Here is a 25449-nt window from a genome sequence, read left to right as displayed (position 1 = left end):
CTTGGGTATCGGAACATGTTAATCGAGTTGCCTGCTCGCGCCCCTGCCTGCGACGGGAATAAGTCCTGAAAGCCGGTATTCCTGCCGCATTCCCGGTCCGCAGGTTCACTGACAGCGCCACGGGGTCATGCGGGCGACGGCAGCACAAAAGCAGGGGGGACGCTACAGTCGGCGCTGCACGCCCCTCCACCCCGCACAGGCCATGACCCCGTCCAAAGACTTCAAAGGCAACAAGCAGTCCCTGCCCGGCAAACCCTGCAGCGTCTGCGGCCGCCCCATGAGCTGGCGCAAGAAATGGGCGAAGAACTGGGAGCAGGTCAAGTACTGCTCGCAAGCCTGCCGCCGCGCCCGGCCCGCCCCATGAGCGCGCTGCGCTCCCTCGTGCTCGTGCTGGGTGACCAGCTGGACCCGCAGGCCGCCGCCTTCGACGGCTTCGATCCCGCGCAGGACCGCGTCTGGATGGCCGAGGTGGCCGAGGAGTCCACCCACATCCCCTCGGGCAAGGCCCGCACCGTGCTGTTCCTCAGCGCCATGCGCCATTTCGCGCAGGCGCTGGGACAGGCGGGTCGGCCGCTGCACTACGTCCGGCTGGACGACGCCGGCAACCGGGGCAGCCTGGCGGCCCAGCTGGCGCACGACCTGGCCACTTTGCAGCCCCGGCAGTTGATCCTGACGGCGCCGGGCGACTGGCGCGTGCTCAAGGCCCTGCAAGCCACGGCAGCGGCCGCCGGCATCCCCCTGGAGATCCGCGACGACCGGCATTTCTACACCACGGTGCGCGAATTCGCCGCCCACGCCCAGGGCCGCAAGAGCCTGCGCATGGAGTATTTCTACCGCGAGCAGCGCCGCAAACACAAGGTGCTGATGGACGGGGACCGGCCCGCCGGCGGCCAGTGGAACTTCGACGCCGACAACCGCCAGGCCTTCGGCCCCCAGGGCCCGGGTTTCGTGCCGCCGCGCAGCCACTTCGAGCCCGACGCGATCACGCGCGAGCTCATGGTCCTGGTGCAGCAGCGCTTTGCCCATCACCCCGGCTCGCTGGAGAGCTTTGCCTGGCCGGTCACGCGCGCGCAGGCCCTGCAAGCCTTGGAAGACTTCATCACGCAACGCCTGGCTGATTTCGGCCACTGGCAGGACGCGATCTGGCCCGGCGAGCCCTGGCTTTACCACGCCCACCTCTCCGCTGCCCTCAACCTCAAGCTGCTGCATCCGCGCGAGGTCGTGGCCGCGGCCGAAGCCGCATGGCGCGCCGGCCGGGCGAGCCTGCCGAGCTGCGAGGGCTTCATCCGCCAGATCCTGGGCTGGCGCGAGTATGTGCGCGGCATCTACTGGACCCGGATGCCGCAGTACCTCGAAGGCAACGCCCTCGACGCCCATGAGGACCTGCCCGCCTGGTACTGGGACGGCCGCACCGACCTGGCCTGCCTGGCCGACGCCATCACCCAGACGCTGCAGCACGGCTACGCGCACCACATTCAGCGCCTCATGGTGACCGGCCTGTTCGCCCTGCTCTATGGCGTCGAACCCCGGCAGGTGCACGCCTGGTACCTCGGCGTCTACGTGGACGCGGTGGAATGGGTCGAGCTGCCCAACACCCTGGGCATGAGCCAGTACGCCGACGGCGGCCTGATGGCCAGCAAACCCTATATCGCCAGCGGCAAATACATCGAACGCATGAGCCCGCTGTGCCGGGGCTGCCGCTACGACCCGGCCCAGCGCACCGGCGAGCGCGCCTGTCCGGTCACCACGCTGTACTGGGATTTCCTGCTGCGCCACGAAGCGCTGCTGGCGCGCAACCCGCGCACCGCGCTGCAGGTCAGGAACCTCGCCCGGCTGGACGACGCAGAGCGCAAGGCCCTGCAGGCCCGTGCCGGCGCCATCCGCCGCGGCGAGGTCGGCAGGCTGCCGGCCTGAACGGGTGATAAGCAGCCCCGTGCCAGACGGCGCGTTTTGCCATAAGCTCACGCCATGACCACCCTGAACGTCCTGGGCTCCGAGCTTGTGCCCTGCTCCTACGACCCGCTCACCGGCTTCCACCGCGACGGCTGCTGCAAGACGGATGCGCACGACCTGGGCTCGCACGTGATCTGCGCGCGTATGACGCAGGCCTTCCTGGACTTTGCCCAGGCGCGCGGCAACGACCTTGTCACCCCGCATCCTGAATACCGCTTCCCCGGCCTCAAGGCGGGTGACCGCTGGTGCCTGTGCGCGCTGCGCTGGAAAGAGGCGCTGGATGCCGGCGTGGCCCCGCCCGTGGTGCTGGAATGCACGCACCTGCGCGCGCTGGACTACGTCACGCTGGATCAATTGCGCGCACACGAACTGGTGCGCAGCCAGAGCAAACCATGAGTGGCGACACCGATCGCCGGATTCCGGCGCAAGTGGCCTGGCTGGGTTAAGGCGGCCTGCTGCCGTTCGCGCTCACCGCCCTGGGCACCCTGACCGATGCTGTGCATCGGGAGGTCTGGGAGCAGGACCTACGGCGCCATCATCCTGAGCTTCGTGGGTGCGCTGCACTGGGCCCATGCCATGGGCGCGAACGGGGACCGCCGGGCCCGGCCGCTCTGCTTCTGGAGCGTGGTGCCGGCGCGCGGCGGCGTGCTTGCTGGCCGCCTTTCTGCTGATCCTCGGCTTCGCCGCACATTGCGTGCAGGACAAGCGCCTGGCATGCCTGCACCCCATGCCCGGCTGGTACCTGCCGCTGCGCCTGCGACTCAGCAGCGCGGCCTGCCTGTGCCTGGCAGCCATTCCTTACGTCGCAAGCTGATCAGCGCGCGGAGCCCGGGACGGCCGGCGGGGCCATGAAGCTCACGTGCGCCGCCACCACGCGCCAGCCCGCGGGCGTGCGCAACCAGGTCTGACTCTGGCGCCCGATGGCCTCGCTGCCGCTGCGGCGGAACTCGGTGTTGGCCGTGGCGTAGTCGGGACCGTAGGTGGTGATCACGGTGCGCGTGAGTTCGCGCATCAGGCCGGCGGCGGGCCGCCCCGCGCGAAAGGCCTGGATGGCCTGGTAGCCGTAGAGGTTCTCCGTGGCGCCGTAGCGCAGGGTGTGCGGGCTGTCCCAGAACAGCTCGTCCAGCACGTCCACCTTGTTGTGCACCAGCGCGTCCTCGTAGCGCGCAAAGGCCGCGGTGACTTCGGCCAGCACGGCCGGCGCATTGATCTCCATCGCCATACTCACTCCCGGTTCTCAGTGATGTCCCACCTGCTCGCCCAGATAGGCCTGGGCCAGGGCCCCATCGGCCGCAATCTCCGCCGCCGTGCCCTGCGCCACGATACGCCCCCCCTCGATGACGTAGGCCCGGTCCGCCAGCGCCAGCGCCAGGCCGGCCATCTGGTCCACCAGCAACAGCGTCATGCCCTCGCGTCGCAGCCGGTCCAGCGCGGCGAAGAGTTCGGCAATGATCTTGGGCGCCAGACCCAGCGAGGGTTCGTCGAGCAGAAGGATACGCGGGCGCGACATCAGCGCGCGCGCAATCGCCAGCATCTGCTGTTCACCGCCCGAGAGCAGGCCGGCACGCTGCTGCAGGCGCTCACGCAGGCGCGGGAAGCGCTGCAGCTGTTCCTCCACCCGCGCGTCCCGGTCGACCGGATGCAGGAAAGCCCCCAGGCGGATGTTGTCCAGCACGCTGAGCTCGGGGAAGACCTGGCGCCCCTCGGGCACCAGCACCACGCCCTGGGCCACCACCTGCTCCGCCCCCAGGTTCTTGAGCTCGCGGCCTTCGAGGTGGATGCCACCCAGCACGGGCCGGTGCAGACCGGCCAACGCCTTCATCAGCGTGGACTTGCCCGCGCCGTTGGCGCCCAGCAGGGCCACCACCTCGCCACGCCGCACCTGCAGATCGATGCCGTGCAGCACGGGCTCGGCGCCGTAACCGGCCACCAAAGCGCCCACGCCCAGCATCTCGGGGCGTTCCTTCGTATCAGCCACGCGCGTGGCAGAACCGCGCCCCGCCGCCGGGCCGCCCCAAGGCGGGGCAGCCCCCTCGGGGGGCAGCGACCCGTGCAACGGCGGAGCGTGGGGGTCAATCATTTCCAGTGACTCGCCCAGATAAGCCTGTTGCACCGCGGGGTTGGCCTGCACCTCGGCCGGTGTGCCCGTCGCCAGGCGCACCCCCGCGTCGAGCACCACCACCTGGTCGCTGACGCCCATGACGAGGGTCATATCGTGTTCCACCAGCAGCACCGTGATGCCCGCCACGGCGATACGCCGCAGCAAAGCGCCCAGGCGCTCCTTGTCCTCGCGCGACAGGCCGGCCGCCGGTTCGTCCAGCAGCAGGGCTTCGGGATCGGTGGCCAGCGCACGGGCGATCTCCACCAGGCGCCGGTCCACATGGGCCAGATCGGCCGCCAGCGCGGCCGGGTCACCGACATATCCGCAGAAGGCCAGCAGCTCGGCCGCGCGTGCTGTGTACTCGGGCGCGTGACGGCGCGACGCACCCAGGAGCGGACCCAGACGGCCACGCTGCATGGCCAGCACCACGTTGTCCAGCACGCTCAGGCTGCCAAAAAGTTGCGAGGTCTGGTAGGTGCGCGCCACACCGCGGCGCGCGATCTGCATGGCGCTGCGCCCGGCCAGCGCCTCACCGCCCAGCGCAAAGGCGCCGGCCGTGGGCAGGTAAAACCCGCCCAGCATATTGAGGGCCGTGGACTTGCCCGCGCCATTGGGGCCGATCAGGCTGGTCACCGCGGCGGCGCGTGCCTCGAAGCTCAGCGCCGACACCGCGCGCACACCGCCGAACTGCATGCTCAGACCCTCGGCCTTCAGGCCCAGGCGCGCACGCGTCGGCAGGGCCAGCTGGCCTGTTGCGTTCGGACGCGAGGCCGCCGCCGGGGCCGCGCGCCACAGGGCGCGCAGGCGCTGCAGCCAGCCCACCACCCCATCGGGCGCCACCCACAGCACCACGAGCAGGAGCACACCGAAGAAGAGCAGGCGGAATTCCTCCAGCCCCGAGAGCAGCTCGGGCAGCATGCCCACCAGCAGCGCGCCCACCAGGGGACCGGCCACCGAGCCGGCGCCGCCCAGCATCACCACCAGCACGAAGAGGATGGACTGCAGAAAACCGAAGGTGTGCGGCGTGACAAAACCCGAGAGCGGCGCGAACAGGGCGCCCGCGGCGGCCGCACACAGAGCGGAAACGGCAAAGGCCACGGTCTTGATGACCAGCGGGTTCAGGCCCACCGATTCGGCCGCTGTCTCGGCATCGCGCACGGCGCGCATGGCCGCGCCCCAGGTGCCGCGCGCCAGCCAGGCATAGGCTGCCAGTCCCAGGCCGGCCGCCGCGATGGCCAGCAGGGCCACGGCACGTTCGCCCTGGGCCAGACCACCCAGCGAGGGGGCGCTCAAGCCCATGATGCCGTTCTGCCCGCCCGTCAGCGCGCTGGCTTCGATGATGCCGTTCTCGACGATGAAACCGAAGGCGATGGTGATCATCGCCAGATAAGGTCCCTTCACGCGCAGCGCCGGTACCGCCAGCAAGGCACCGCAGGCACCCCCGATCACGGCCGCGATGGGCCAGGCCAGCCAGAAACTCAGGCCCGCCTTGGTGGTGAGGATGGCCACCGTGTAGGCGCCGATGGCGTAGAAACCCACATGGCCGAAGGACACCTGGCCGGTTAGCCCCACGAGCACATTGAGGCCCACACCCACCAGGGTCAGCAGCGCCACCTGCGCCAGCACGAAGACCCAGTAGCCGTTGAGCGTGAGGGCCAGGCCGGCGCCCAGCCCCAGCACGGCCAGCAGCGCCGCGATCTGCAGCGGCGTGCCCAGGCCCAGCAGGGGCCGTTTTGCAAAAGACGCGTTCATACCTTCTTCACCTCCGCGCGGCCGAACAGGCCGTTGGGCCGCCAGGCCAGCGCCGCAATCACCAGCGCGAAGGTCAGGATCTGCGTATAACCCGAGCCCAGCGTGGCGGTGATCATGGCCTCCACCACACCGAACAAGAGACCGGCCAGCATGACGCCCCAGGCGCTCGTGATGCCGCCCAGGATGGCCACGGCAAAGGCCTTGAGGCCGAAGAGCGTGCCCATGTCGGAATGCACATTGGAAAGCGGTGCGATCAATACGCCGGCGATGCCCGCGAACAAAGCCGAGAGCGCGAAGGCCAGCGCGACGGCGCGCCGGATCGGGATGCCCATGAGTCGCGCCGCGGCGCGGTTCTGCACCACGGCCAGCATGGCCGTGCCCCAGCGCGTGCGCCGGCTCAGGGTGTGCAGCAGCGCGGCCAATGCCAGCCCCACGACGGGGATCAGCAGTTGCAACGGGTAGACCCCCAGGCCGACACCACCCACCTCCAGCGGCGACTGCGCCAACGCTGAGGGCAGGCTGCGCGGCTCCTTGCCGTAGGTCGCCATGACCACGTTGTCGAGCACGATGCCCAACGCCACCGTGGCCATGAGCCAGGCGTCCGAGCCGCGGTGCACGAAGGGCCGCACGGCCAGCAGCTCCACCAGCAGGCCGTAAGCCGCGCACAGCGCCAGGGCCAGCAGCACGGCCGCCCAGCCCGGCCAGCCGAAGGTCTGCGCGAAGGTGTAGGTGAGCACCGCGCCCAGCATCATGGAACTGCCCTGGGCGAAGTTGACCGTGCCGCTGACGGCATAGGTCACGTAAAAACCCAGGGCCATCAGCCCGTACATGCTGCCCAGGCCCAGCCCGCTGACCAGCGCGGATAACTCCGACATATCTCGTCCTCTTCAAACCCAAAAAAGCGGGTCTCCGCCCGAAAGGCGATGACCCGCGTTGTCTCTGCTGCTGGCGAGCGTTAATTCATGCCAACAGGCACGATACGGTTGTCGATGAACTGCGCCCAGACGTAATCGTCGGACTTCACGGCATCGTGCACTTCGGCGCTGAAGGGTTTCACGTAGGTCTTGATCAGTCCCTCGTACTTGTCGATCTTGTAATAACCCTGGCGGATGGCGTCACCGCTGGTGGAACCGGCGGCCTGGATGGCCAGCGCCGTCAAGTGCATGGCGTCGTAGGCATTGGCCACGCCCACGGCGGGCGAGATGTCGTCCGGGCCCTTGATGGCCGGGTACTTGGCCATCAGGGCCTTGATCACGCGCTGGCCCACGGGCGACTGCTTGCCGAAGAAGCTGTAGGTCTGCACGAAGTGCACGTCCTTGCCCATGGCGCCGGCCAGTTCGGTGAAACGGCCGCCGGCCGGACCCCAGTGCGAAACCACCGGCACCTTCCAGCCCATGCGCTCCAGCGACTTGACCACCTGGGCCGAGGGGCCGACGTTGCCCACCATGAAGAGGGTGTCGGCGCCCGCGGCCTTCAGGCGCGTGAGCTGCGGCACCATGTCCACGTCATTGCCTTCGAACTTCTCCACGCCCGCGGGCGTCACGCCCTTGGCGGCCATGGCAGCCTTCAGGCCCTTCTCGTTGCTCTCGCCCCAGGGGTTGTTCACGAGGATCAGGCCGGGCTTGGCGCTCTTGAAGTTCTTCTGCGCGTAGGCCAGCATGCCCACGTCGACGATCTCGTCCACCGCCGACACGCGGAAAGCGTAGTTGGGATTGGCGCCGTTCTTGGTGATGCCCGTGCCCGCGGCCCAGGGGCCCATGAAAGGCACTTTCTCCTGGTTCAGCAGGGGCACGATGGCCATGGACACCGGCGTGTCCAGGCCGCCGAAGATCACAGCCACCTTCTCGCGATAGATCAGTTCGCGCGCAGCCACCACGCCCTTGGCGGGGTTGGCTTCGTCGTCGCGGCGCACCAGCTCCAGCTTGCGCCCGCCCAGCAGGCCGCCCTTGGCATTGATCTCGTCGATCGCCACCTGCATGCCGCGCGTGATGGCTTCGCCGGCCAGAGCCGACTGGCCCGACAGCGCCGTCACCAGGCCGATCTTGATGGGTTCATTGGCCAGCACCGGGCCGGCCGCGGCCAGGGCCAGGCCGGCGGCCAGCAGCGCGCGTCGCGTCGCGGAGAAAGAGCAAGGGTTCATGGCGGTACTCCTGTGAGTGGAAGGACAGAAAGCGGGTCGACCCGCGGGCTCTTTCAATCATGCAATTCGCGTGCCAGTGTCACCACGATGGCAATTTCTTTGTTTTCATATATATGATTGGATTGTCGACAATATGGCATGTCTTTTGCAAGCACTTTTATCGCGCGCCCCTGACAGCCCCGGACGGTGCATCCGGCACCAAAAGGGGGCTTGACGAGAGGAAAACGACCATGGAAGACCCGACCGTGAACCAGACCGAGGCACCCGCCACCCCCGCCGCCGTGGTGGACGAATACCTACGCCTGCTGATGATCCCGGAGCCGGTTTCGGCCAGCCGCTTCGTGGCCCCCGGCCTGCGCATCCGTTTCACGGGCGGGCGCGAGATGCGCGCGCCCGCGGAGTGCGCGGCCTTCAACGCCACGCGCTACCAATGGGTCAAGAAAAACATCGAGGCCACCGAGACCGTGGCCGGCGGCACGCCGGACGAGACCGTGGTCTACAGCCGCGGCACGCTCTACGGCGTCTGGCCCGACGGCACGCCCTTCGAAGGCAACCGTTATGTGGACCGCTACGTCGTGAAGCAGGGCCTGATCACGCAGATGGAGGTCTGGAACGACAGCGCCGAATGGCTGCTCGTGCGCGCCGGCCTGGCGACCCAGTGAGGTACAGCACCATGCCGGCGATCTACCCAGGCCTCCTCCCCGACCACGGGCGTTTCCCCTACCGCCCCATCACGCGCCGCGCGGACTACCACTGGCCCGGCGGCGCGCGTCTGGCCGTCTACCTGGCGCTCAACATCGAACACTTCGCTTTTGGTGAAGGCCTGGGCGCCATGATCGGCCCGGCCTCGCCTCAGCCCGACGTGCTCAACTACTCCTGGCGCGAGTACGGCAACCGCGTGGGCGCCTGGCGCTGCCTGGAACTCTTCGACCAGCTGCGCCTGCCCGCGGCCGCGCTCATCAACACCGCGCTCTACGACCACTGCCCCGAGCTCGTGGCCGCCTGTGCCGCGCGCGGCGACGAACTCGTGGGCCACGGCCACAGCAATGCCGAGCGCCAGGGCGTGCTGGACGAGCAGGCCGAACGCGAACTGCTCGTGCTCTGCCGCGACCGCATGCGCGCGCGCAGCGGCACGGCGCCCGCGGGCTGGCTCTCGCCCTGGATCAGCGAGAGCAAGCTCACGCCCGACCTGCTGGCCGAAACCGGCTACCGCTACACGCTCAACTGGTGCCACGACGACCAGCCCGTGCGCATGGCCACGCGCAACGGCCAGGGCCTGTGGTCCCTCCCCTACCCGCAGGAGCTCAACGACATCCCCATGATCGTGGGCCGCCAGATGGACGGCAAGGACTTCGCGCAGATGATCGTCGACAACTTCGACGAGATGCTCGAACAGTCGCGCCAGCAGCCGCTCGTCATGGGCATCGCCCTGCATCCCTACCTCGTGGGCCAGCCCTACCGCCTGCGCCACCTGCGCCGCGCCCTGCAGCACCTCGCGGCCGCACGCGACCGTGGCGAAGTCTGGTTCGCCACGCCCGGCGCCATTTGTCAGCACATGGACGCCATCGCTCAAAAGAATCCCGAGGCCATCGCATGAACGCCCCCCTGCCCTTCCCCATCACAGACACCGTCGGCGCCTGGGTGCCGCACGGCCGCTACACCCTCGCCGGCCAGGCCGGCGGCCCGCTGGCCGGCCTGAACTTCGCGGCCAAGGATCTCTTCGACGTCGCAGGCCATCCCACGGGCGCGGGCAACCCCAGCTGGCTCGCCACCCACCCCGTGCCCGCCGAGCACAGCGCCGTGGTGACGCAGCTGCTGGCCGCAGGTGCCACCCTCATGGGCAAGGTGCTCACCGACGAACTGGCCTACAGCCTGCACGGCGACAACACGCACTACGGCACGCCCATCAACTCACGCTACCCGGAGCGCGTCACCGGCGGCTCGTCCAGCGGCTCGGCCGCGGCCGTCACCGCCGGCCTGGTGGACTTTGCGCTGGGCACCGACACCGGCGGCTCCACGCGCGTGCCCGCCAGCTACTGCGGTATCTGGGGCCTGCGCAGCACGCACGGCCTGGTCTCGACCCGCGGCCTGGTGCCCCTGCACCCGAGCTTCGACACCGCCACCTGGCTGGCCGCCGACGGCGAGGTCTTCGAACGCGTGGGCCGCGTGCTGCTGCCCGACAGCCTGTACACCCCGCGCCGCCTGCTGCTGCCGCTGGACGCCTGGGAGCTGGCCGACGAGATCTTCACCACACCGCTGCAACGCGCCCGCGACATACTGGCCCACCAGCTGTCCTGCGTGCCCGAAGGCCTGCGCATCGCGGGCGACGCAGGCCTGGCCGCCTGGCGCCAGACCTATGTGACGGCCGGTGCCTTCGAAGGCTGGCAGGTGCACGGCGACTGGATCACCCAGACGCAGCCCGTCTTCGCCCCCGCCATCGCCAGCCGCTGGAAAGCCGCGAGCCAGGTCACGGCCGAAGCCTCGGCCGCCGCGCGCGCCGCCCAGGCGCAGATCCGCGCCCACGTGCACGGCCTGCTGGGTACCGATGGTCTGCTGCTGCTGCCCTCGGCCGCCAGCCTGGCGCCGCGGCGGGACGCAGCCCCCGCCGACGTGGACGCCGTGCGCCTGCGTACCATGGCCATCACCTGCATCGCGGGCCTCTGCGGCCTGCCGCAAATCAGCCTGCCGGTGCGCACGGACTCCGGTGATATGCTGGGCATCTCCCTGCTGGGGCCTGCCGGCAGCGACCTGGCCCTGATCCAACTCGCACGCAGCCTGCATGCCCAAATCGACTGAGTCCCTGAGCACCCCACGCCCCGGCCGGCGCGCGCCACCGCCGCGCCAGCGCAGCCCCGCCCCGCCCGTGGAAGACACGGTAGCCGAGGGCGACAGCGCCGACGTGGAGGCCCGCATCTACCGCGCCGTCTTCGACAGCGTGATGAGCCAGCGCCTCAAGCCCGGCACCAAACTGCCCGAGGCCCCGCTGTGCGAACTCTTCGGTGTCAGCCGCTCGGTGGCGCGCAAGGTGCTGCAGAAGCTCGCGCACGACCACATCGTGCAGCTGCGCCCGAACCGCGGCGCCATCGTGGCCGTGCCCACCCGCGAGGAAACGCGCCAGATCTTCGAGGCCCGCCGTGCGCTGGAAGCCGCCATCGTGCGCCTGGTGACCGAACGCGCCACCGCGCGCGACCTCAAGGCCCTGCGCGAACAGCTGCGCGAGGAACACCAGGCCATGCACCGCTTCGACCAGCCCGCCTGGGCAAGACTCGCCAGCGCCTATCACCTGCGCCTGGCCGAACTCTCGGGCAATCCCATCCTGCAGCGTTACCTGGTGGAAATCGTCTCGCGCTGCTCGCTCATCGTGGCCGTGCACCAGCCCCCGGGCAATGCGGCCTGCGAGCACGACGAACACGAACGCATCGTCGACTGCATCGCACGCGGCGAGGCAGAAGAAGCGGTCAAACTCATGGATCAGCACCTGCGTGAACTCGAAGAGCACCTCATGCTTGTGTCGCCGGGCGACGAGAAGAGCCTGGCCAAGCTGCTGGGCCTGCGCTAAACGCCGGCGTGATCTCCAGCCGCGGCGGTAACCCGCGCAGTTGCACGCCGTAACCCAGGCGCCGCGCCATGGCCGGCATGGCGGCGTGCCCGTGCTGACAGAGCAGGCGCTCCACATCGGGCATCTGGCCCATGGCCGCGGCCAGCAGGCTGGTCCCCAGGCCCTGTCCCCGCAGGGGTTCGTTGACCGTCAGGGTCAGTTCCCAGGCACCGGCCCGTCGGGTCGGTGAGAGTTGCAGCACCGCCTGCAGGCCCAAGTCGCCCTGCAGCCAGGCGCCCCACCAGCGCTGCCGGGGCCAGGCGATACGCGCCACCCAGCGCAGCAGCGCCTCGTCGCTCAGGGTCGTGCCGAAACGCGCGTAGCGGTCATCCGGCGACAGCGCCAGCAAATGCAGGCCCAGCGCACCGCGATGCACGGGCAGCAGCGGCGAGAGCTCAAGTGTCGATGGCCACATAGACCAGCTTGGTCGAAGAGCACAGGCGCCGCTCGCCACCCACCGAGGACTCGGCCCACATGTCGGCCTGCACACGAATCGAGCGCCGGCCCGTGCCGATGACGTGGGCCGTCACCTCCACCACATCGCCCACGCGCGCGGGCGCCTGGAAATCCAGCTTCTCGCTGCCAGCCATCACCACGGAGCGGCGTACCTGGCGCGTGGCCGCCACAAAACCGGCCTTGGCCATCCAGGCCATGGCCGGTCCGCCATGCAGCACACCGCGGTGGTTGGCATGGCCCGGAAACACGATCTCGGCCACCGTGGCGCGCGGCACCAGCGCCGCCTCGGCATCCGATGCACCCACATCACCGCTCCATTCCGGCAGGGCGGGCGCCAGCGCTTCGTCGGCATCGGCCTGGCGCACCATGATGAACTCGCCCGACACACAGTGCGTGCGCTCGCCACTGAGCAGGTCCTCCGCGATCAGGCGTGTGTCCACCGTCACGGAACGACGTCCGCGGTGGATCACCTGGGCGCGGCATTCCACCAGATGGCCGGCCGGTGCCGGTGCGGCAAAGTCCAGGCGGCTCACGGAGGCTGTCACGACCGAACCGCGCAGCACCTTGCTGCCCATGATGAAGGCCATGCGATCGAGCATGGACAGGGCCGCGCCGCCGAACAGCGTGCCATGGTGATTGGATTGATCGGGCCAGACCATGTCGACCACGACCATGGAAGGAAGAGCGCCCTCCATCAGGCGGCACCCGCCGACAGGGCGCGCAGCTGGCGTGCCGCGCCCACCATATGCGTAAGCGCCGGCAGCACCTCGGACCACTGGCGTGTCTTGAGGCCGCAGTCCGGGTTCACCCAGAGCCGCTCGGCGGGGATGCGCTCGGCGGCCTTGCGCATCAGCTGCACGATGTGCTCCTGCGTCGGGATGTTGGGCGAGTGGATGTCGTAGACGCCGGGCCCGATCTCGTTCGGGTACTTGAAGTCGTCGAAGGCATCGAGCAGCTCCATGTCCGAGCGCGAGGTCTCGATGGTGATCACGTCCGCGTCCATGTCGGCGATCGAGGCGATGATGTCGTTGAACTCCGAGTAGCACATGTGGGTGTGGATCTGCGTCTCGTCGCGCACGCCGTTGGCCGTGATGCGGAAGGACTCCACCGCCCAGTCCAGGTAGCCCTTCCACAAGGAGCGGCGCAGCGGCAGGCCCTCGCGCAGCGCGGCCTCGTCGATCTGGATCACGTGCACGCCGGCCTGCTCCAGGTCCAGCACCTCCTCGCGGATCGCCAGCGCGAGCTGCTTGCATGACAGCGAACGTGGCTGGTCGTCACGAACGAAGGACCAGTTGAGGATGGTCACCGGCCCGGTGAGCATGCCCTTCATGGGTTTGTCCGTGAGGGACTGCGCGTAGCTGATCCATTCCACCGTCATGGCCCTGGGGCGGCTGATGTCGCCAAAAAGAATCGGCGGCTTCACGCAGCGCGAGCCGTAGGACTGCACCCAGCCGAACTGGCTGAAGGCGTAACCCTCCAGCTGTTCGCCGAAGTACTCGACCATGTCGTTGCGCTCGGCCTCGCCGTGCACCAGCACATCCAGGCCCAGAGCCTCCTGCTCTCGCACGCTGCGTGCGATCTCGGAACGCATGGCGGCCTGGTAGCCGGCTTCGTTCAGCCGGCCGGCCTTGAACTCGCTGCGCGCATGGCGGATCTCGGCCGTCTGCGGGAAGGAGCCGATGGTGGTGGTCGGATAGACCGGCAGTTGCAGCAGCGCCGCCTGCTTGGGCGCGCGCTGGGCATAAACATGTTCACGCTGGCCCAGGCTGGCGCTGATCTTCGCCACCGCGGCCTGCACCGCCGGCTTGTGCACGCGCGGCGAAGCGCGCCGTGCCGTCAGCGCGGCCTGGTTGGCGGCCAAGGCGTCCTTCACCGCCGCGCGCCCCTCACGCAGGGCCCTGCCCAGCACCTGCAGCTCGTCGAGCTTCTGCAAGGCAAAGGCCAGCCAGGATCTCACCTCGGCATCGAGCTTCTGTTCGCTGCCCAGGTCCACCGGCACATGCAGCAGCGAGCACGAGGGCGCAATCCACAGGCGATCGCACAGGCGCTGCGCCAGCGGCTCCAGCCAGTCGAGTACGGCGTTCAGGTCGGTCTTCCAGATGTTGCGGCCATTGATCACACCCAGCGACAGCACCTTGTGTGCCGGCAGCAGATTGAGCACGGGCAAGACATCGTCACGGCCCTTGACCGCGTCGATGTGCAGGCCCGCCACGGGCAGGTTGGCCGCCAGGTAGCCGTTCTCCAGCAGGGGGCCGAAGTAGGTGGCCAGCAGCAGCTTGACGCGGCAGCTCTTGAGCTGGTGGTAGGCCGTGTTGTAGGCGTGCTGCCAGTCGGCATCGAGCTCGGTGACGAGCAACGGCTCGTCGATCTGCACCCACTCCACACCCTGCGCGGCCAGGGTCTCCAGCAGTTCGGCGTAGACCACGAGCAGACGCGGCAGCAGGGCCAGCTTGTCGGAATCGTCCTTGGCCTTGCCGATCGCCAGGTAGGTCACCGGCCCCACGAGCACCGGCTTGGCGCGCACGCCCTGGGCCTTGGCCTCGGCCAGTTGCGCCAGCAGGCGCGAGGCATCGAGCTTGAATTCGGTGGCGGCGGTGAACTCGGGCACGATGTAGTGGTAGTTGGTGTCGAACCACTTGGTCATCTCGCCGGCGGCCACACCGCCACAGCAGGCACCGTGATCGTCCGTGCCGGCCGCAGAGCGGCTGGATTCCGAAGCGGCCGCCGAGCGGCCGCGTGCCACGCGGAAGTAGTTGTCCAGCACCTCACCGTGGAAGCCGCGCACGCGCTCGGGCAGGTTGCCCAGCGTGAAGCTCATGTCCAGCACCTGGTCGTAGAAGGAGAAATCGCCCACGGGCACCAGGTCCAGCCCGGCCTGCTGCTGCCAGTGGCGCTGGCGCAGCTGGGCGCCCGCGGCCAGCAGGGCCTCACGCGAGGACTCGCCTTTCCAGTAGGACTCCTGCGCGAACTTGAGTTCACGTTTCGCGCCGATGCGGGGAAAACCAAGGTTGTGAATCAGGGCCATGATGGGTTTGCCTTTGCTGAAAGAGATGCAATGAAGCTCGGCATCCTAGGCAAGCAAACCCATTACGTAAAATGGTCTTATTTCAACCATCCATTAGATTGGCTCATATATGCTGGAACGCATCCATCTGGCCATCGTGCTGGAAGTCGCCAAACAGGGCTCGCTGACGGCGGCCGCGGACACCCTGTGCCTGACCCAGTCCGCCCTGAGCCACTCGGTGAAAAAACTGGAGTCGCTGCTGGGCACGGCGATCTGGCTGCGCGAGGGGCGCCAGCTCATCCCCACCCAGGCCGGTGAGTACCTGCTGGCTGTGGCCAACCGCGTGCTGCCGCAACTCAACCAGGCCGAAGAACGCCTGCGGCAATACGCCGAAGGCGAACGCGGCACCCTGCGCATCGGCATGGAATGCCACCCCTGTTACCAGTGGCTGCTCAAGCTCGTCGCGCCCTACCTCGCGCGCTGGCCCGATGTGGACGTGGACGTGAAACAGAAATTCCAGTTCGGCGGCATCGGCGCGCTGTTCGGTTTTGAGATCGATCTGCTCGTCACGCCCGACCCGCTGTTCAAACCCGGCCTGCGCTTCGAGCCGGTGTTCGACTATGAACAGGTGCTGGTCGTCCCGCGCAGCCACAAGCTGGCCGGCGCCACGCATGTGCTGCCCAGACAACTGGCGCAGGAGACCCTCATCACCTACCCCGTGGCGCCGGAGCGGCTGGATGTGTTCAACCAGTTCCTCACACCCGCGGGCATCGCGCCGCGCCAGCACCGCACCATCGAGACCACCGACATCCTCATGCAGATGGTCGCCAGCGGCCGTGGTGTCACGGCGCTGCCGCGCTGGCTGGTCGAGGAATACGCCGAACGCATGGACATCACGCCCGTGCGCCTGGGCCGACACGGCCTCAAGAAACAGATCTTCCTGGGTCTGCGCGAGTCGGACGGCGATGTGGATTACCTGCAGGCCTTTGTAGATCTGGCGCGGGCTTGACGAACACGAACGCATCGTTGACTGCATCGCGCGCGGCGACGCCGAGAGCGCGGTGCAGCTCATGGACCAGCACCTGCGGGAGCTGGAGCAGCACCTGATGATTTCGGCGCCGGGCGATGAGCAGAGCCTGGCGCGGCTGCTGGGCCTGGCCTGAGGCGCAGGCAGGCGCCCGCGCGGCTCAGGCCACCGCTTCGTCGACCAGCATGCGGATGGTCATGATCACATCGCGCACCTTGAACGGCTTGAGCAGGATGCGACACACCAGAAAGCCGCGCAGCACATTCGCCAGCTCGGCGCTGCAAGCAGTGGTCGTCACGGCCACCGGGACATTGGCCAGCGTCTTGTAGGTGCCGTTGCGCAAGTTCTGGATCAAGGCCAGCGCCGCAGGCTCGTCATTGAGCGAAAGAATCAAGCCGCTGAAAGGATGGTGCTGCAGCAGCTGCTCCGCGGCCCGGATGCTGGTGGCCAGGCGCACACGCGGCATTTTCAGTTCGCGCGCGGTGGACACGATGATGCTGCCCACCAGGGCCGCCTGCTCCACCACCAGGATATCGCCGGGCAAATAGCCGGACGTCGACGTCATGCAGCGTCACCCTTGCGCAGCAACTCTTCGACCACGAGGTCACGCAATGAATTCAGGATCGCCAGCCCGATGTCGTCCATCTCGCGCGGCTGATGGTCAAAAACGCACAGCGTGCCCATGGTGTGCCCCCCGGGCAACTTGAGCGGGGCGCCTGCATAAAAGCGGATGTGCGGTGCCTGTACCACGTTGGGATTGTCTGAAAACCGCTGATCCGTCAGCGCATCGGGCACCACGGTGGGCTCGTCCACCAGGATGGCGTGGCCACAGAAGGAATCCTTGCGCGAGGTTTCGCTCACGTTCAGACCGACGCGGGCCTTGAACCACAGGCGGTCGGAGTCCACCAGCGAGATCGACGCCAGCGGCATGTCCAGCTCCTGCGCGGCGAACGCGACGATACGGTCGAAGCGCTCCTCGGGCGGCGTGTTCAGTATGAGCAGCTCGCGCAGCCGGGCGAGGCGATCGTCTTCGTTGCTGGGCTTGGGGGCAGGAATCATGGGGGTTTGCCTTCTCGGCCCCTCTCACGGGGGGCGACAGTCATGTGGGCTAAGAAGCGTTCATTTTCATGATCGTGGTGGTGCACTCATGATACTTGGCCACGGAGAGGCCCGTCACGACCCCAGGCAAGCGGGCGTCGGCTGCGCCGACCTCAGATAGACTCGCCCGGATGTCAGCACATACGGCCGATCTGGCCCTCCACACCCCCATGATGCAGCAGTACCTCGGCCTCAAGGCCGGGTACCCGCAGACCCTGCTGTTCTATCGCATGGGCGACTTCTACGAGGTGTTCTTCGAGGACGCCGAAAAAGCCGCCCGCCTGCTCGACATCACCCTCACCCAGCGCGGCCAGTCCGGCGGCAAGCCCGTGGTCATGGCCGGCGTGCCCTTCCATTCGGTCGAGACCTACCTGGCCCGCCTCATCAAGCTCGGCGAATCGGTGGCCATCTGCGAGCAGGTGGGCGACGTGGCCACGGCCAAGGGCCCGGTGGAACGCAAGGTGGTGCGTGTGGTCACGCCCGGGACACTGACCGACAGCGCCCTGCTCAGCGACAAGAGCGAATCCCTGCTGCTGGCCGTGCACCAGGGCCTGCGCAACACCCTGGGCCTGGCCTGGCTCAGCGTCACCCAGGGTGAGGTCAACCTGGCCGAATGCAGCCCGGACGAACTGCCCGAGTGGCTGGCCCGCATCGCCCCCGGCGAGCTGATCTACAGCGCCGGCAGTACACCGGCCTTCGAGCAGCGCCTGCAGGCGCTCAAGCAGGCCAGCGGCATGGCGCTGGCCCTGCGCCCCGAATGGCAGTTCGACAGCGCCCTGGGCCAGAACAAATTGCTCGAACAGCTCAAGGCTGCCAGCCTGGCCAGCTGGGGCGCGCAGGAACTGCCGCAGGCCCACGCCGCCGCCGCCGCCCTGCTGGCCTACGCCGAACACACCCAGGGCCGGGCCTTGAGCCACGTGCACAACGTGCGTGTGCAGCGCAACGACCAGCTCATCGACCTGCCGCAAACCACGCGCCGCAACCTCGAACTGGTACAGACCCTGCGCGGCGAAGACAGCCCCACCCTCTTCTCCCTGCTCGACACCTGCATGACCGGCATGGGCAGCCGCCTGCTGAAAAGCTGGCTGCTGGAGCCCGCGCGCGACCGCGCCCCGGCGCAGCAGCGGCTCGACGCCCTCGGCGCATTGAGAGGCGGCCCCTGGCCCAAACTGCGCGAACAGCTCAAGGGCTGCAGCGACGTGGAACGCATCACCGCGCGCATCGCCCTGCGCCAGGTGCGCCCGCGCGAGCTCGTGGCCCTGCAGCAGACGCTACAAAAAACGGAGCAACTGGCGCCCGCTCTGCAGGGCCAGGCCGGCCTGCTGGCCCAGGTGTCCCAGCACCTGCTGCCCCCCGCGGGCTGCGCGGAATTGCTGGCCCGCGCCATCCTGCCCGAGCCTGCCGCCCTGGTGCGTGACGGCGGCGTGATCAACGACGGCCTGGACGCCGAGCTCGACGAGCTGCGGGCCATCCAGACCAACTGCGACGGCTTCCTGCTGGAGCTGGAAACGCGTGAACGGGCCCGCACCGGCATCAACAATCTGCGCGTGCAGTTCAACAAGGTGCACGGCTTCTACATCGAGATCACCAGCAGCAACCTGGACCGCGTGCCCGAGGACTACCGCCGCCGCCAGACGCTGAAGAACGCCGAGCGTTTCATCACGCCCGAGCTCAAGGCCTTCGAGGACAAGGCCCTCAGCGCGCAGGAACGGGCCCTGGCCCGCGAGAAGTGGCTCTACGAACAGCTGCTGGACCAGCTCGAACCCCATATCGCCGCGCTCACGCGCACGGCACGGGCGCTGGCCACGCTGGACGTGTTGTGCTCCCTGACCGAACGCTCGCTCACGCTGGACTGGTGCGCGCCGGTCTTTGCCAACGAACCCTGCATCGAGATCACGGCCGGTCGCCACCCCGTGGTGCAGGCCCGCCTGGCCGAGACCAGTTCCGGCGCCTTCATCGCCAACGACACGCGCCTGGGCCCGAAGCAGCGCATGCAGATCATCACCGGCCCGAACATGGGTGGTAAATCGACGTACATGCGCCAGGTGGCCCTCATCGTGCTGCTGGCCTCCATGGGTTCCTACGTGCCGGCAGCGAATTGCCGCCTCGGACCGATCGACGCCATCCACACCCGCATCGGCGCCGCCGACGACCTGGCCAACGCCCAGTCCACCTTCATGCTGGAGATGACCGAGGCCGCGCAGATCCTGCACGCGGCCACGCCGCAGTCCCTGGTGCTGATGGACGAGATCGGCCGCGGCACCTCCACCTTCGACGGCCTGGCCCTGGCCGGCGCCATCGCCACCCAGCTGCACGACAAGACCCAGGCCTACACGCTCTTCGCCACGCACTACTTCGAGCTCACCGAGTTCCCGGCCAAGCACCATGCCGCCGTCAACGTGCACGTCAGCGCCACCGAGTCGGGCCACGACATCGTTTTCCTGCACGAGATCCAGAGCGGCCCGGCCAGCCGCAGCTACGGCATCCAGGTCGCCCGTCTGGCCGGCATGCCGACCACGGTGGTGAACCACGCGCGCCATGCGCTGGAAGCGCTGGAGACCTCTGCCTCGCAGAGCCAGGCCCAGGTCGACCTGTTTGCCGCACCCCCCGCAGAAGAGCCCACCCGGCCCAGCGCCGTCGAAGCCAGCCTGGCCGACATCAACCCCGATACCCTGAGCCCGCGCGACGCGCTCGATGCGCTTTACGCGCTGAAGAAACTGGCGACCCGCAAATGAATTCCCACCTGCCCCCCATCATCTTCTCGCACGCCAACAGCTTTCCGGCCAGCACCTACCGCGTGCTCTTCGCCGAGCTGCGCCGGCGCGGTTTCAAGGTCAAGGCCGTGGACAAGTTCGGCCACGACGAGCAGTATCCCGTCACCAGCAACTGGCCCCACCTGGTGCAGCAGCTGGCCGACTTCGCCAGCGCCGAGATGAACAAGAGCGGTGAACCGGCCTTCCTGGTCGGCCACTCGCTCGGTGGGTTCCTGAGCCTCATGGCCGCCGCGCGCCACCCCGAACTGGCCTGTGGTGTGCTGCTGATCGACTCGCCCATCCTGGGCGGCTGGCGCGCCACCAGCGTGAGCGTGGCCAAGCGCACCCAGCTCATCGGCGCGGTCTCACCGGGGGCCATCAGCAAACAGCGGCGCAACAGCTGGCCCGGTGTGGAAGAAGCCATCGAGCACCTGCGCCACAAGAAGGCCTTCGCCCGCTGGGACCCGCAGGTGCTGCGCGACTATGTGGAACACGGCATGCACGAGGAAGACGGCAAACGCGTGCTGAGCTTCACGCGCGAGGTCGAGACCGCCATCTACAACACCATCCCCCATCATCTGGACAGCCTGCTCAAGCGCCACCCGCTCAAATGCCCGGTGGCCTTCATCGGCGGGCGCCATTCGGTGGAGATGAAACAGGTCGGCATGGCCATGACCGAGAAGGTCACCAAGGGCCGCATCACCCTGCTCGACGGCTCGCACCTCTTCCCCATGGAGCAGCCCGTCACCACGGCCGCCGCCATCGAAGCCGCGCTGCTGAACCTGCAGCGCGTGCGCGAACTCAAAGCCAGCGCCTGATCAGCGCAGCTGTTCTTCCAGGAACCTGAACATCCGTTCGCGCGAGGCCACCCGGGCTGCCGGGTTGCCGCCCACGGTGGCCTTGCCGCTGCGGGTGCTGCCCACGTTGTCACGCACGCGCGGCGGCGAGAGGCTGTCAAAGCCGTGGTAACTGTCGGCATAGACCTCGAACTCGAAACGCGGCGCCTGTGCGCCCAGACGCTGGTGCAGGCGCACGCAGGGCGCGGACGCCGTCCAGTCATCGCGCTCGCCCACCATCATGAGCAGCGGCCCCTGCAAGCGGTAGTGGCTGTTCTTCAGTGGCTCGGTGCAGCCGGGATAAAAAGCCACGGCCGCACGTGCCTGCACCGTTTGCCCCTGCACGGCGGCGTCGCTGGCATCGAGCGCGGCCAGCACGGTCTGCGCACCGTGCGACCAGCCCAGCAGCGCCAGACGCGTGGCATCCACCTCGGGCCGGGCCGCCAGCCAGCGCAGCGCCGCCTGCGCGTCGGCGCGCCGGTCCGCTTCGCGCAGCGGGCGCTTGCCCTGGGGAATTTCGCAGACCGAACGCAGGCCGCGCGGGCCGAAACTGTCGAGCACCAGCACATGCATCTGCGCGGCATTGAGATCCGCCGCGTAACGGCGCAGGTGCGCCGTCAGCTGTCCGCGTGTGTCATAGGGGCCGCTGCAGCCGTGCAGGGCCACGACCGCAGGGCGCGGCCCCGCTGACGCGGCCGCAAACCAGTAAGCGACCAGGGGGACGCTGCCCGGCACCTCGACGCGCACGCCCGCGGGCAGCTTCTCGGCCCCGCTCAGCAAAGGCGCCAGCAAGAGCGCCCGCACCAGCCCCAGGGCCAGCCGCTTCATGTTCAGGCGCTCCAGCGCACCGCGCCGCTCCAGGCCGTGGCCAGCACCACGATGCCGAAGACGATGCGGTACCAGGCGAAGCCGACAAAGCTGTGCGTGGAAATGAACCGCAGCAGCCAGCGCACGCAGAGCCAGGCGCTGACGAAGGAAAACAGCAGGCCCACGCCGAACAGGGGCAGGTCGGCCGCCGAGAGCAGCGCGCGCTCCTTGTACAGGCTGTAGACGCCGGCGCCGATCAGCGTGGGGATGGCCAGGTAGAAAGAGAAGTCGGTGGCCGCCTTGCGCGACAGGCCCAGCAGCATGCCGCCGATGATGGTGGCGCCGCTGCGGCTGGTGCCGGGCACCATGGCCAGGCACTGCACCAGGCCCACCTTGAGCGCGTCCTTCCATGTCATTTCGTCAACAGACTCAATACGGCTGACTCCTGTAATTTCTGTTGTGTCAATCACATTCCCATCGAGCCGTGTTGCGACATATTTACTCCGGTTCGCCTGCAGTCTCTCCGCCCAAAGAATGATGAAACCACCGATGATGAAGGTCGTCGCCACCACCTCGGCCGTGAACAGATGGGCCTTGATGGCCTTGCCGAACAGCAAGCCCAGCAGCACGGCCGGCACGAAGGCGATCAGCACATTGAGCGTGAACTGCTGCGCCTGCCGCTGCGTGGGCAGGGCCACCACCGTGGCGCGGATCTTCTGCCAGTAGACCAGGATCACCGCCAGGATGGCGCCGGTCTGGATCGCGATGTCGAAGACCTTGGCCTTCTCGTCATCGAAACCCAGCAGCGCGCCGGCCAGGATCAGGTGGCCGGTGCTGGAAATAGGGAGGAATTCGGTCAGGCCTTCGACGACGCCCATCAGGGCGGCCTTGATCAGCAGGGTGATGTCCACGTACGCTCCAATGAAGACCTTGGATTATCGCTGGCGTTTCGAGCGCGTCGCACGGGGCGGCGGCGCTAGAACATGGTGTTGGCGTGCCGGGATTCGCCTGGGACGACTTGCAGCACGTCCCAGTGCTCGACGATTTTTCCCGCTTCGTCGAAACGGAAGATGTCGATGCCGGCCCAGTCCCGGTTCGTGTCGGTGGGCCAGATCTGGTGGCAGTGCAGGACGACGAAACGGCCTTCCGCCACCGAGCGCTTGAAGAGAACCCTTTTGCCCGGGTACTCCCGCGCCATCCGCTCGAAGTAGTCGATGAAAGCCGCCTTGCCATCGGCCACATGCGGGTTGTGCTGCGTGTAGCTCGCCCCGACATACCGTTCAACGGCCTCGCGCGGTTGGCACTGGTTGAACATCAGGTCATAAAACGCCATGGCGTTCCTGCGATTCTCGCCAGGGTTGCAGGGCATGTGAAGGCTTCCAGATCAGGGCAAGGGATGGGGGGCAAGAGATGCGCGGGCTTGCGGGCAGCCCTTCGGCGCGCCGGCCCAGGGATCAGAGCGGCGCGAGTCCCGAGAACTGGCTTTGTTCGGGATTGAAGTCCGGGTCCAGGCAGGCGTTGGTGAAGCCCACCGGCCCGAAGTCCACCAGGATCACCGCCCAGGTGTCCCATCGGTTGCGCGGGTCGATGCCGTAGGGATCCATCTTGATCTCTTCGGGGTTGACCTTGCGGCCCACATAGGAAGAGATGACCTGGAGTAATTGGCGGAAGTCCTCGACTCTCTGGACTTTCTGCATGGATTGCTCGAATCCGCATCCGCTGGGTCTGAACCGTGGCACTTGATTTCCTTAGTCTGCTAAGGCGCCCATTTTGCCGGCTCCCCGTTCAGCCGGGCATGAATAAGCTTACCTGGCCTGTTGTTTTTGCCCGGCGGGATGCGCCCCTTCGCTCCTGACAGCCAGGGCCTGTTCCAGCGCGGCCCATCCCCGGCGCGGCCTGTCGACAACCCCCCCAGGCAGTTCTCGTCAAAAGCACTTGACGTAATAATACGAATCGTTATCATTACCTCTCAAAGGAACCTGTCATGAAATCACTACCCATCCTGTTTGCCCTGCTCCTGTCCGTCTCGGCCTGGGCTGCCGACACCGAATACCAGCTCGTCATCCGCGAGCACCGCTTCGAACCAGCCGAGTTGCGCGTGCCGGCAAACCGGAAGGTCAAGCTGGTCGTGCACAACCAGGACAGCACGCCGGAGGAATTCGAGAGCCACGAGCTCAACCGCGAAAAAGTCATTGCCCCCGGCGCCAAAGCGACGATCTTCGTCGGCCCGCTCAAGCCCGGCCGCTACCCCTTTGTCGGCGAATTCAACGAGAAAACCGCGCGCGGCGTGCTGATCGTCGAGTAAGACCCCATGCTAGCCTCAGCCATCATCGTCTTTCGCGAAACGCTGGAAGCCGCACTCATCGTCGGCATCGTGGCCGCCTCGACGCGCGATCTGCGCAGTCGCAACACCTGGCTGGCCGGCGGCATTGCCGCCGGCGTGCTGGGCTCCCTGCTGGTGGCGCTTTTCACCGGCCGCATCGCCGAACTGGCCGAGGGCATGGGGCAGGAGCTCTTCAATGCCAGCGTCCTGCTGCTGGCTGCCGCCATGCTGGCTTGGCACAACATCTGGATGGCGCGCCACGGCATGACACTGGCGCGCGAGGCCAGGCAGTTGGGCGCCGACGTCAGCGATGGCAGCCGCGCCATGTCCGCCCTGGCCCTGGTCGTGGGCCTGGCCATCCTGCGCGAAGGCTCCGAGACGGCGCTCTTCCTCTACGGTCTGCTGAGCAGCGGCGAGGAGAGCAGCAGCAGCGTGTTCGGCGGCGGCGCGCTCGGCCTGCTGCTGGGTTGCCTGGCCGGCGTGGCACTTTATGCCGGCGTGCTGCGGGTCCCGGCGCGCCATTTTTTCAGCGCCACCAGCGGGCTCATCCTGCTGCTGGCCGCGGCCATGGCCAGCCAGGCGGCGCGCTTCCTGGTGCAGGCCGACATCCTGCCCAGCCTGGCCAGCCCACTGTGGAACATCAGCTGGCTGCTCGATGACCATTCCATGCTGGGCCGTCTGCTGCATGCGCTGACCGGTTATGAAGCCGCGCCGTCGGGTATCCAGGTCGTCTTCTACACCGCCACGCTGGCCCTCATCCTGTTCGGCATGCGCCTGCTGCGCATGCGCCCCTCTGTTTCCTCCACCACCTCCTGAGACTCTCATGAAAAAATATGCAATCCTCGTGGTTGCAGGCGCCCTGCTGTGCCCGCTGCTTGCCAACGCCGGCTCCGCCGACTATGTCTACATGCCCTCAGTGACCTATGGCGAGCACGAGATCGACTTCAAGATGGGCGGCGCCTCGAAGGCCGACACCCCGTACGAATCCGCCGCCAGCATCGGTTACGGCTACGGCATCACGCAGCGCTGGTTCAGCGAGATCTACCTCAAGTACAAGCGCGAACTCAACGAGAACACCAAATTCGACGCCGTCGAATGGGAAAACAAATTCATGCTCAGCGAGCCCGGCCAGTACCCGGTGGACGTTGGCTTCCTGCTGGAGATCGAGCGCCCGATGGATCACGACGAAGGCTGGGAAGTGAAATGGGGCCCTCTGCTCCAGACCGAAGTCGGCAAGGTCCAGCTCAACGCCAACCTGCTCTTCCAGCGCAGCTACGATTCGGCCCAAGCCAACCGGATGCAACTCCTCTACCAGTGGCAGGCCAAGTACCGCTGGACGCCCGGGTTCGAATTCGGCTTCCAGGGCATGGGCGCAATGGGCGACTACGACAACTGGTCGCCTGCGAGTGCGCAGGTGCACAAGACCGGCCCCGCCATCTTCGGCAAGAAGCCCCTGGGCGGTCGCCATGCTGTCAAGTACAACGCCGCCTGGCTGGTCGGCACCACCCAGGCCACGCCTGACCAGACCTTGCGCCTGCAGGTCGAATACGAGTTCTGATCCCCTGTCCGGCGGTGGCGGCAAGCCGCCGCCGGACCCCGGG

General features: G+C 67.8%; 27 protein-coding genes and 1 pseudogene. 15 read left to right on the top strand and 13 right to left on the bottom strand.

Annotated elements, in window-relative coordinates; translation table 11 throughout:
• Positions 1-202 precede the first annotated feature (202 nt).
• The 4 genes from ACYVH8_RS12395 to ACYVH8_RS12380 all read left to right on the top strand — a co-directional run bounded on the left by ACYVH8_RS12395 (position 203) and on the right by ACYVH8_RS12380 (position 2767).
• Positions 203-364 carry a DUF2256 domain-containing protein gene (locus ACYVH8_RS12395; protein WP_460489116.1) on the top strand — a complete coding sequence of 54 codons (162 nt, stop codon included), beginning with the start codon at positions 203-205 and terminating at the stop codon, positions 362-364.
• Positions 361-1914 (top strand): cryptochrome/photolyase family protein, encoded by a 1554-nt coding sequence (locus ACYVH8_RS12390; RefSeq protein ID WP_460489115.1) that lies wholly within the window; start codon positions 361-363, stop codon positions 1912-1914. Before ACYVH8_RS12395 ends, ACYVH8_RS12390 begins: the two co-directional genes overlap by 4 nt.
• Before the next feature lie 54 nt (positions 1915-1968).
• The gene (locus tag ACYVH8_RS12385) at positions 1969-2349 is read left to right on the top strand and encodes a DUF2237 family protein (protein ID WP_460489114.1); all 381 of its coding nucleotides are present in this window, start codon (positions 1969-1971) and stop codon (positions 2347-2349) included.
• 253 nt (positions 2350-2602) lie between these two features.
• Positions 2603-2767 (top strand): hypothetical protein, encoded by a 165-nt coding sequence (locus tag ACYVH8_RS12380; protein WP_460489113.1) that lies wholly within the window; start codon positions 2603-2605, stop codon positions 2765-2767.
• Here ACYVH8_RS12380 and hpxZ read toward each other — a convergent pair whose 3' ends face one another.
• The 4 genes from hpxZ to ACYVH8_RS12360 form a co-directional block, all read right to left on the bottom strand.
• Positions 2768-3169, bottom strand: a complete 402-nt coding sequence (gene hpxZ / locus ACYVH8_RS12375; protein ID WP_460489181.1) for an oxalurate catabolism protein HpxZ — start codon at positions 3167-3169, stop codon at positions 2768-2770. It abuts the gene before it with no gap.
• A gap of 21 nt (positions 3170-3190) precedes the next feature.
• On the bottom strand, positions 3191-5806 hold the full coding sequence (locus ACYVH8_RS12370; RefSeq protein ID WP_460489112.1) for a branched-chain amino acid ABC transporter ATP-binding protein/permease: 2616 nt from the start codon (positions 5804-5806) through the stop codon (positions 3191-3193).
• Positions 5803-6681: a branched-chain amino acid ABC transporter permease gene (locus ACYVH8_RS12365; protein WP_460489111.1), complete on the bottom strand. Its 879-nt coding sequence runs from the start codon at positions 6679-6681 to the stop codon at positions 5803-5805. The genes ACYVH8_RS12370 and ACYVH8_RS12365 overlap by 4 nt, the downstream gene beginning before the upstream one ends.
• Before the next feature lie 80 nt (positions 6682-6761).
• Positions 6762-7946, bottom strand: coding sequence for an ABC transporter substrate-binding protein (locus ACYVH8_RS12360; protein ID WP_460489110.1), 1185 nt, complete (start codon positions 7944-7946; stop codon positions 6762-6764).
• Between the two features lie 230 nt (positions 7947-8176).
• Between ACYVH8_RS12360 and ACYVH8_RS12355 the strand changes: the two genes are divergently transcribed.
• From ACYVH8_RS12355 to ACYVH8_RS12340, 4 genes are read left to right on the top strand one after another with little or no spacing between them, the layout of a single operon-like run.
• On the top strand, positions 8177-8608 hold the full coding sequence (locus ACYVH8_RS12355; protein WP_460489109.1) for a nuclear transport factor 2 family protein: 432 nt from the start codon (positions 8177-8179) through the stop codon (positions 8606-8608).
• An 11-nt stretch (positions 8609-8619) separates the two neighbouring features.
• Complete coding sequence (locus ACYVH8_RS12350) at positions 8620-9543, top strand: polysaccharide deacetylase family protein (RefSeq protein WP_460489108.1); 924 nt, start codon at positions 8620-8622, stop codon at positions 9541-9543.
• A complete protein-coding gene (locus ACYVH8_RS12345) occupies positions 9540-10742 on the top strand; it encodes an amidase (protein ID WP_460489107.1) in 1203 nt (400 codons plus the stop codon). Before ACYVH8_RS12350 ends, ACYVH8_RS12345 begins: the two co-directional genes overlap by 4 nt.
• Complete coding sequence (locus ACYVH8_RS12340) at positions 10726-11505, top strand: GntR family transcriptional regulator (protein ID WP_460489106.1); 780 nt, start codon at positions 10726-10728, stop codon at positions 11503-11505. The genes ACYVH8_RS12345 and ACYVH8_RS12340 overlap by 17 nt, the downstream gene beginning before the upstream one ends.
• Here ACYVH8_RS12340 and ACYVH8_RS12335 read toward each other — a convergent pair.
• From ACYVH8_RS12335 to metE, 3 genes are read right to left on the bottom strand one after another with little or no spacing between them, the layout of a single operon-like run.
• On the bottom strand, positions 11447-11959 hold the full coding sequence (locus tag ACYVH8_RS12335; protein WP_460489105.1) for a GNAT family N-acetyltransferase: 513 nt from the start codon (positions 11957-11959) through the stop codon (positions 11447-11449). The two genes, ACYVH8_RS12340 and ACYVH8_RS12335, sit on opposite strands and share 59 nt — an antisense overlap.
• On the bottom strand, positions 11940-12695 hold the full coding sequence (locus ACYVH8_RS12330) for an acyl-CoA thioesterase (RefSeq protein WP_460489104.1): 756 nt from the start codon (positions 12693-12695) through the stop codon (positions 11940-11942). Before ACYVH8_RS12330 ends, ACYVH8_RS12335 begins: the two co-directional genes overlap by 20 nt.
• Complete coding sequence (gene metE, locus ACYVH8_RS12325; RefSeq protein ID WP_460489103.1) at positions 12695-15025, bottom strand: 5-methyltetrahydropteroyltriglutamate--homocysteine S-methyltransferase; 2331 nt, start codon at positions 15023-15025, stop codon at positions 12695-12697. Before metE ends, ACYVH8_RS12330 begins: the two co-directional genes overlap by 1 nt.
• A 109-nt stretch (positions 15026-15134) precedes the next feature.
• Between metE and ACYVH8_RS12320 the strand changes: the two genes are divergently transcribed.
• Both ACYVH8_RS12320 and ACYVH8_RS12315 read left to right on the top strand, forming a co-directional pair.
• Complete coding sequence (locus ACYVH8_RS12320; protein ID WP_460489102.1) at positions 15135-16013, top strand: LysR family transcriptional regulator; 879 nt, start codon at positions 15135-15137, stop codon at positions 16011-16013.
• Positions 15997-16053: pseudogene (locus ACYVH8_RS12315) on the top strand (hypothetical protein); the annotation flags it as partial. The gene ACYVH8_RS12320 and the pseudogene ACYVH8_RS12315, both read left to right, overlap by 17 nt.
• A gap of 138 nt (positions 16054-16191) precedes the next feature.
• Here the strand turns inward: ACYVH8_RS12315 and ACYVH8_RS12310 are convergent.
• Positions 16192-16596 (bottom strand): histidine kinase, encoded by a 405-nt coding sequence (locus ACYVH8_RS12310; protein ID WP_460489101.1) that lies wholly within the window; start codon positions 16594-16596, stop codon positions 16192-16194.
• Complete coding sequence (locus ACYVH8_RS12305; RefSeq protein WP_460489100.1) at positions 16593-17090, bottom strand: GAF domain-containing protein; 498 nt, start codon at positions 17088-17090, stop codon at positions 16593-16595. The genes ACYVH8_RS12310 and ACYVH8_RS12305 overlap by 4 nt, the downstream gene beginning before the upstream one ends.
• 170 nt (positions 17091-17260) lie before the next feature.
• Between ACYVH8_RS12305 and mutS the strand changes: the two genes are divergently transcribed.
• The gene (gene mutS / locus ACYVH8_RS12300) at positions 17261-19864 is read left to right on the top strand and encodes a DNA mismatch repair protein MutS (RefSeq protein ID WP_460489099.1); all 2604 of its coding nucleotides are present in this window, start codon (positions 17261-17263) and stop codon (positions 19862-19864) included.
• The gene (locus ACYVH8_RS12295) at positions 19861-20700 is read left to right on the top strand and encodes an alpha/beta fold hydrolase (protein WP_460489098.1); all 840 of its coding nucleotides are present in this window, start codon (positions 19861-19863) and stop codon (positions 20698-20700) included. The genes mutS and ACYVH8_RS12295 overlap by 4 nt, the downstream gene beginning before the upstream one ends.
• Here the strand turns inward: ACYVH8_RS12295 and ACYVH8_RS12290 are convergent, their stop codons facing one another.
• The 4 genes from ACYVH8_RS12290 to ACYVH8_RS12275 all read right to left on the bottom strand — a co-directional run bounded on the left by ACYVH8_RS12290 (position 20701) and on the right by ACYVH8_RS12275 (position 23222).
• Positions 20701-21546, bottom strand: a complete 846-nt coding sequence (locus ACYVH8_RS12290; RefSeq protein ID WP_460489097.1) for a dienelactone hydrolase family protein — start codon at positions 21544-21546, stop codon at positions 20701-20703.
• Positions 21547-21548: 2 nt separating this feature from the next.
• Positions 21549-22436, bottom strand: coding sequence for an undecaprenyl-diphosphate phosphatase (locus tag ACYVH8_RS12285; RefSeq protein ID WP_460489096.1), 888 nt, complete (start codon positions 22434-22436; stop codon positions 21549-21551).
• 65 nt (positions 22437-22501) lie between these two features.
• On the bottom strand, positions 22502-22894 hold the full coding sequence (locus ACYVH8_RS12280; protein WP_460489095.1) for a nuclear transport factor 2 family protein: 393 nt from the start codon (positions 22892-22894) through the stop codon (positions 22502-22504).
• Positions 22895-22979: 85 nt separating this feature from the next.
• Positions 22980-23222 carry a hypothetical protein gene (locus ACYVH8_RS12275; RefSeq protein ID WP_460489094.1) on the bottom strand — a complete coding sequence of 81 codons (243 nt, stop codon included), beginning with the start codon at positions 23220-23222 and terminating at the stop codon, positions 22980-22982.
• A 287-nt stretch (positions 23223-23509) separates the two neighbouring features.
• On the opposite strand from ACYVH8_RS12275, the gene ACYVH8_RS12270 reads away from it, so the two are divergent.
• The 3 genes from ACYVH8_RS12270 to ACYVH8_RS12260 are packed head-to-tail and all read left to right on the top strand — an operon-like array spanning position 23510 to position 25406.
• Entirely contained in the window at positions 23510-23830 is a 321-nt protein-coding gene (locus ACYVH8_RS12270) for a cupredoxin domain-containing protein (protein WP_460489093.1), read from the top strand.
• 6 nt (positions 23831-23836) lie between these two features.
• Positions 23837-24664 (top strand): FTR1 family iron permease, encoded by an 828-nt coding sequence (locus ACYVH8_RS12265; RefSeq protein ID WP_460489092.1) that lies wholly within the window; start codon positions 23837-23839, stop codon positions 24662-24664.
• 7 nt (positions 24665-24671) lie between these two features.
• Positions 24672-25406, top strand: coding sequence for a hypothetical protein (locus ACYVH8_RS12260; protein WP_460489091.1), 735 nt, complete (start codon positions 24672-24674; stop codon positions 25404-25406).
• Positions 25407-25449 lie beyond the last annotated feature (43 nt).

Source organism: Curvibacter fontanus (assembly GCF_054780335.1).
The sequence above is the reverse complement of the archived record's forward strand: the minus strand, read 5'-3'. Positions and strand labels throughout refer to the sequence as shown.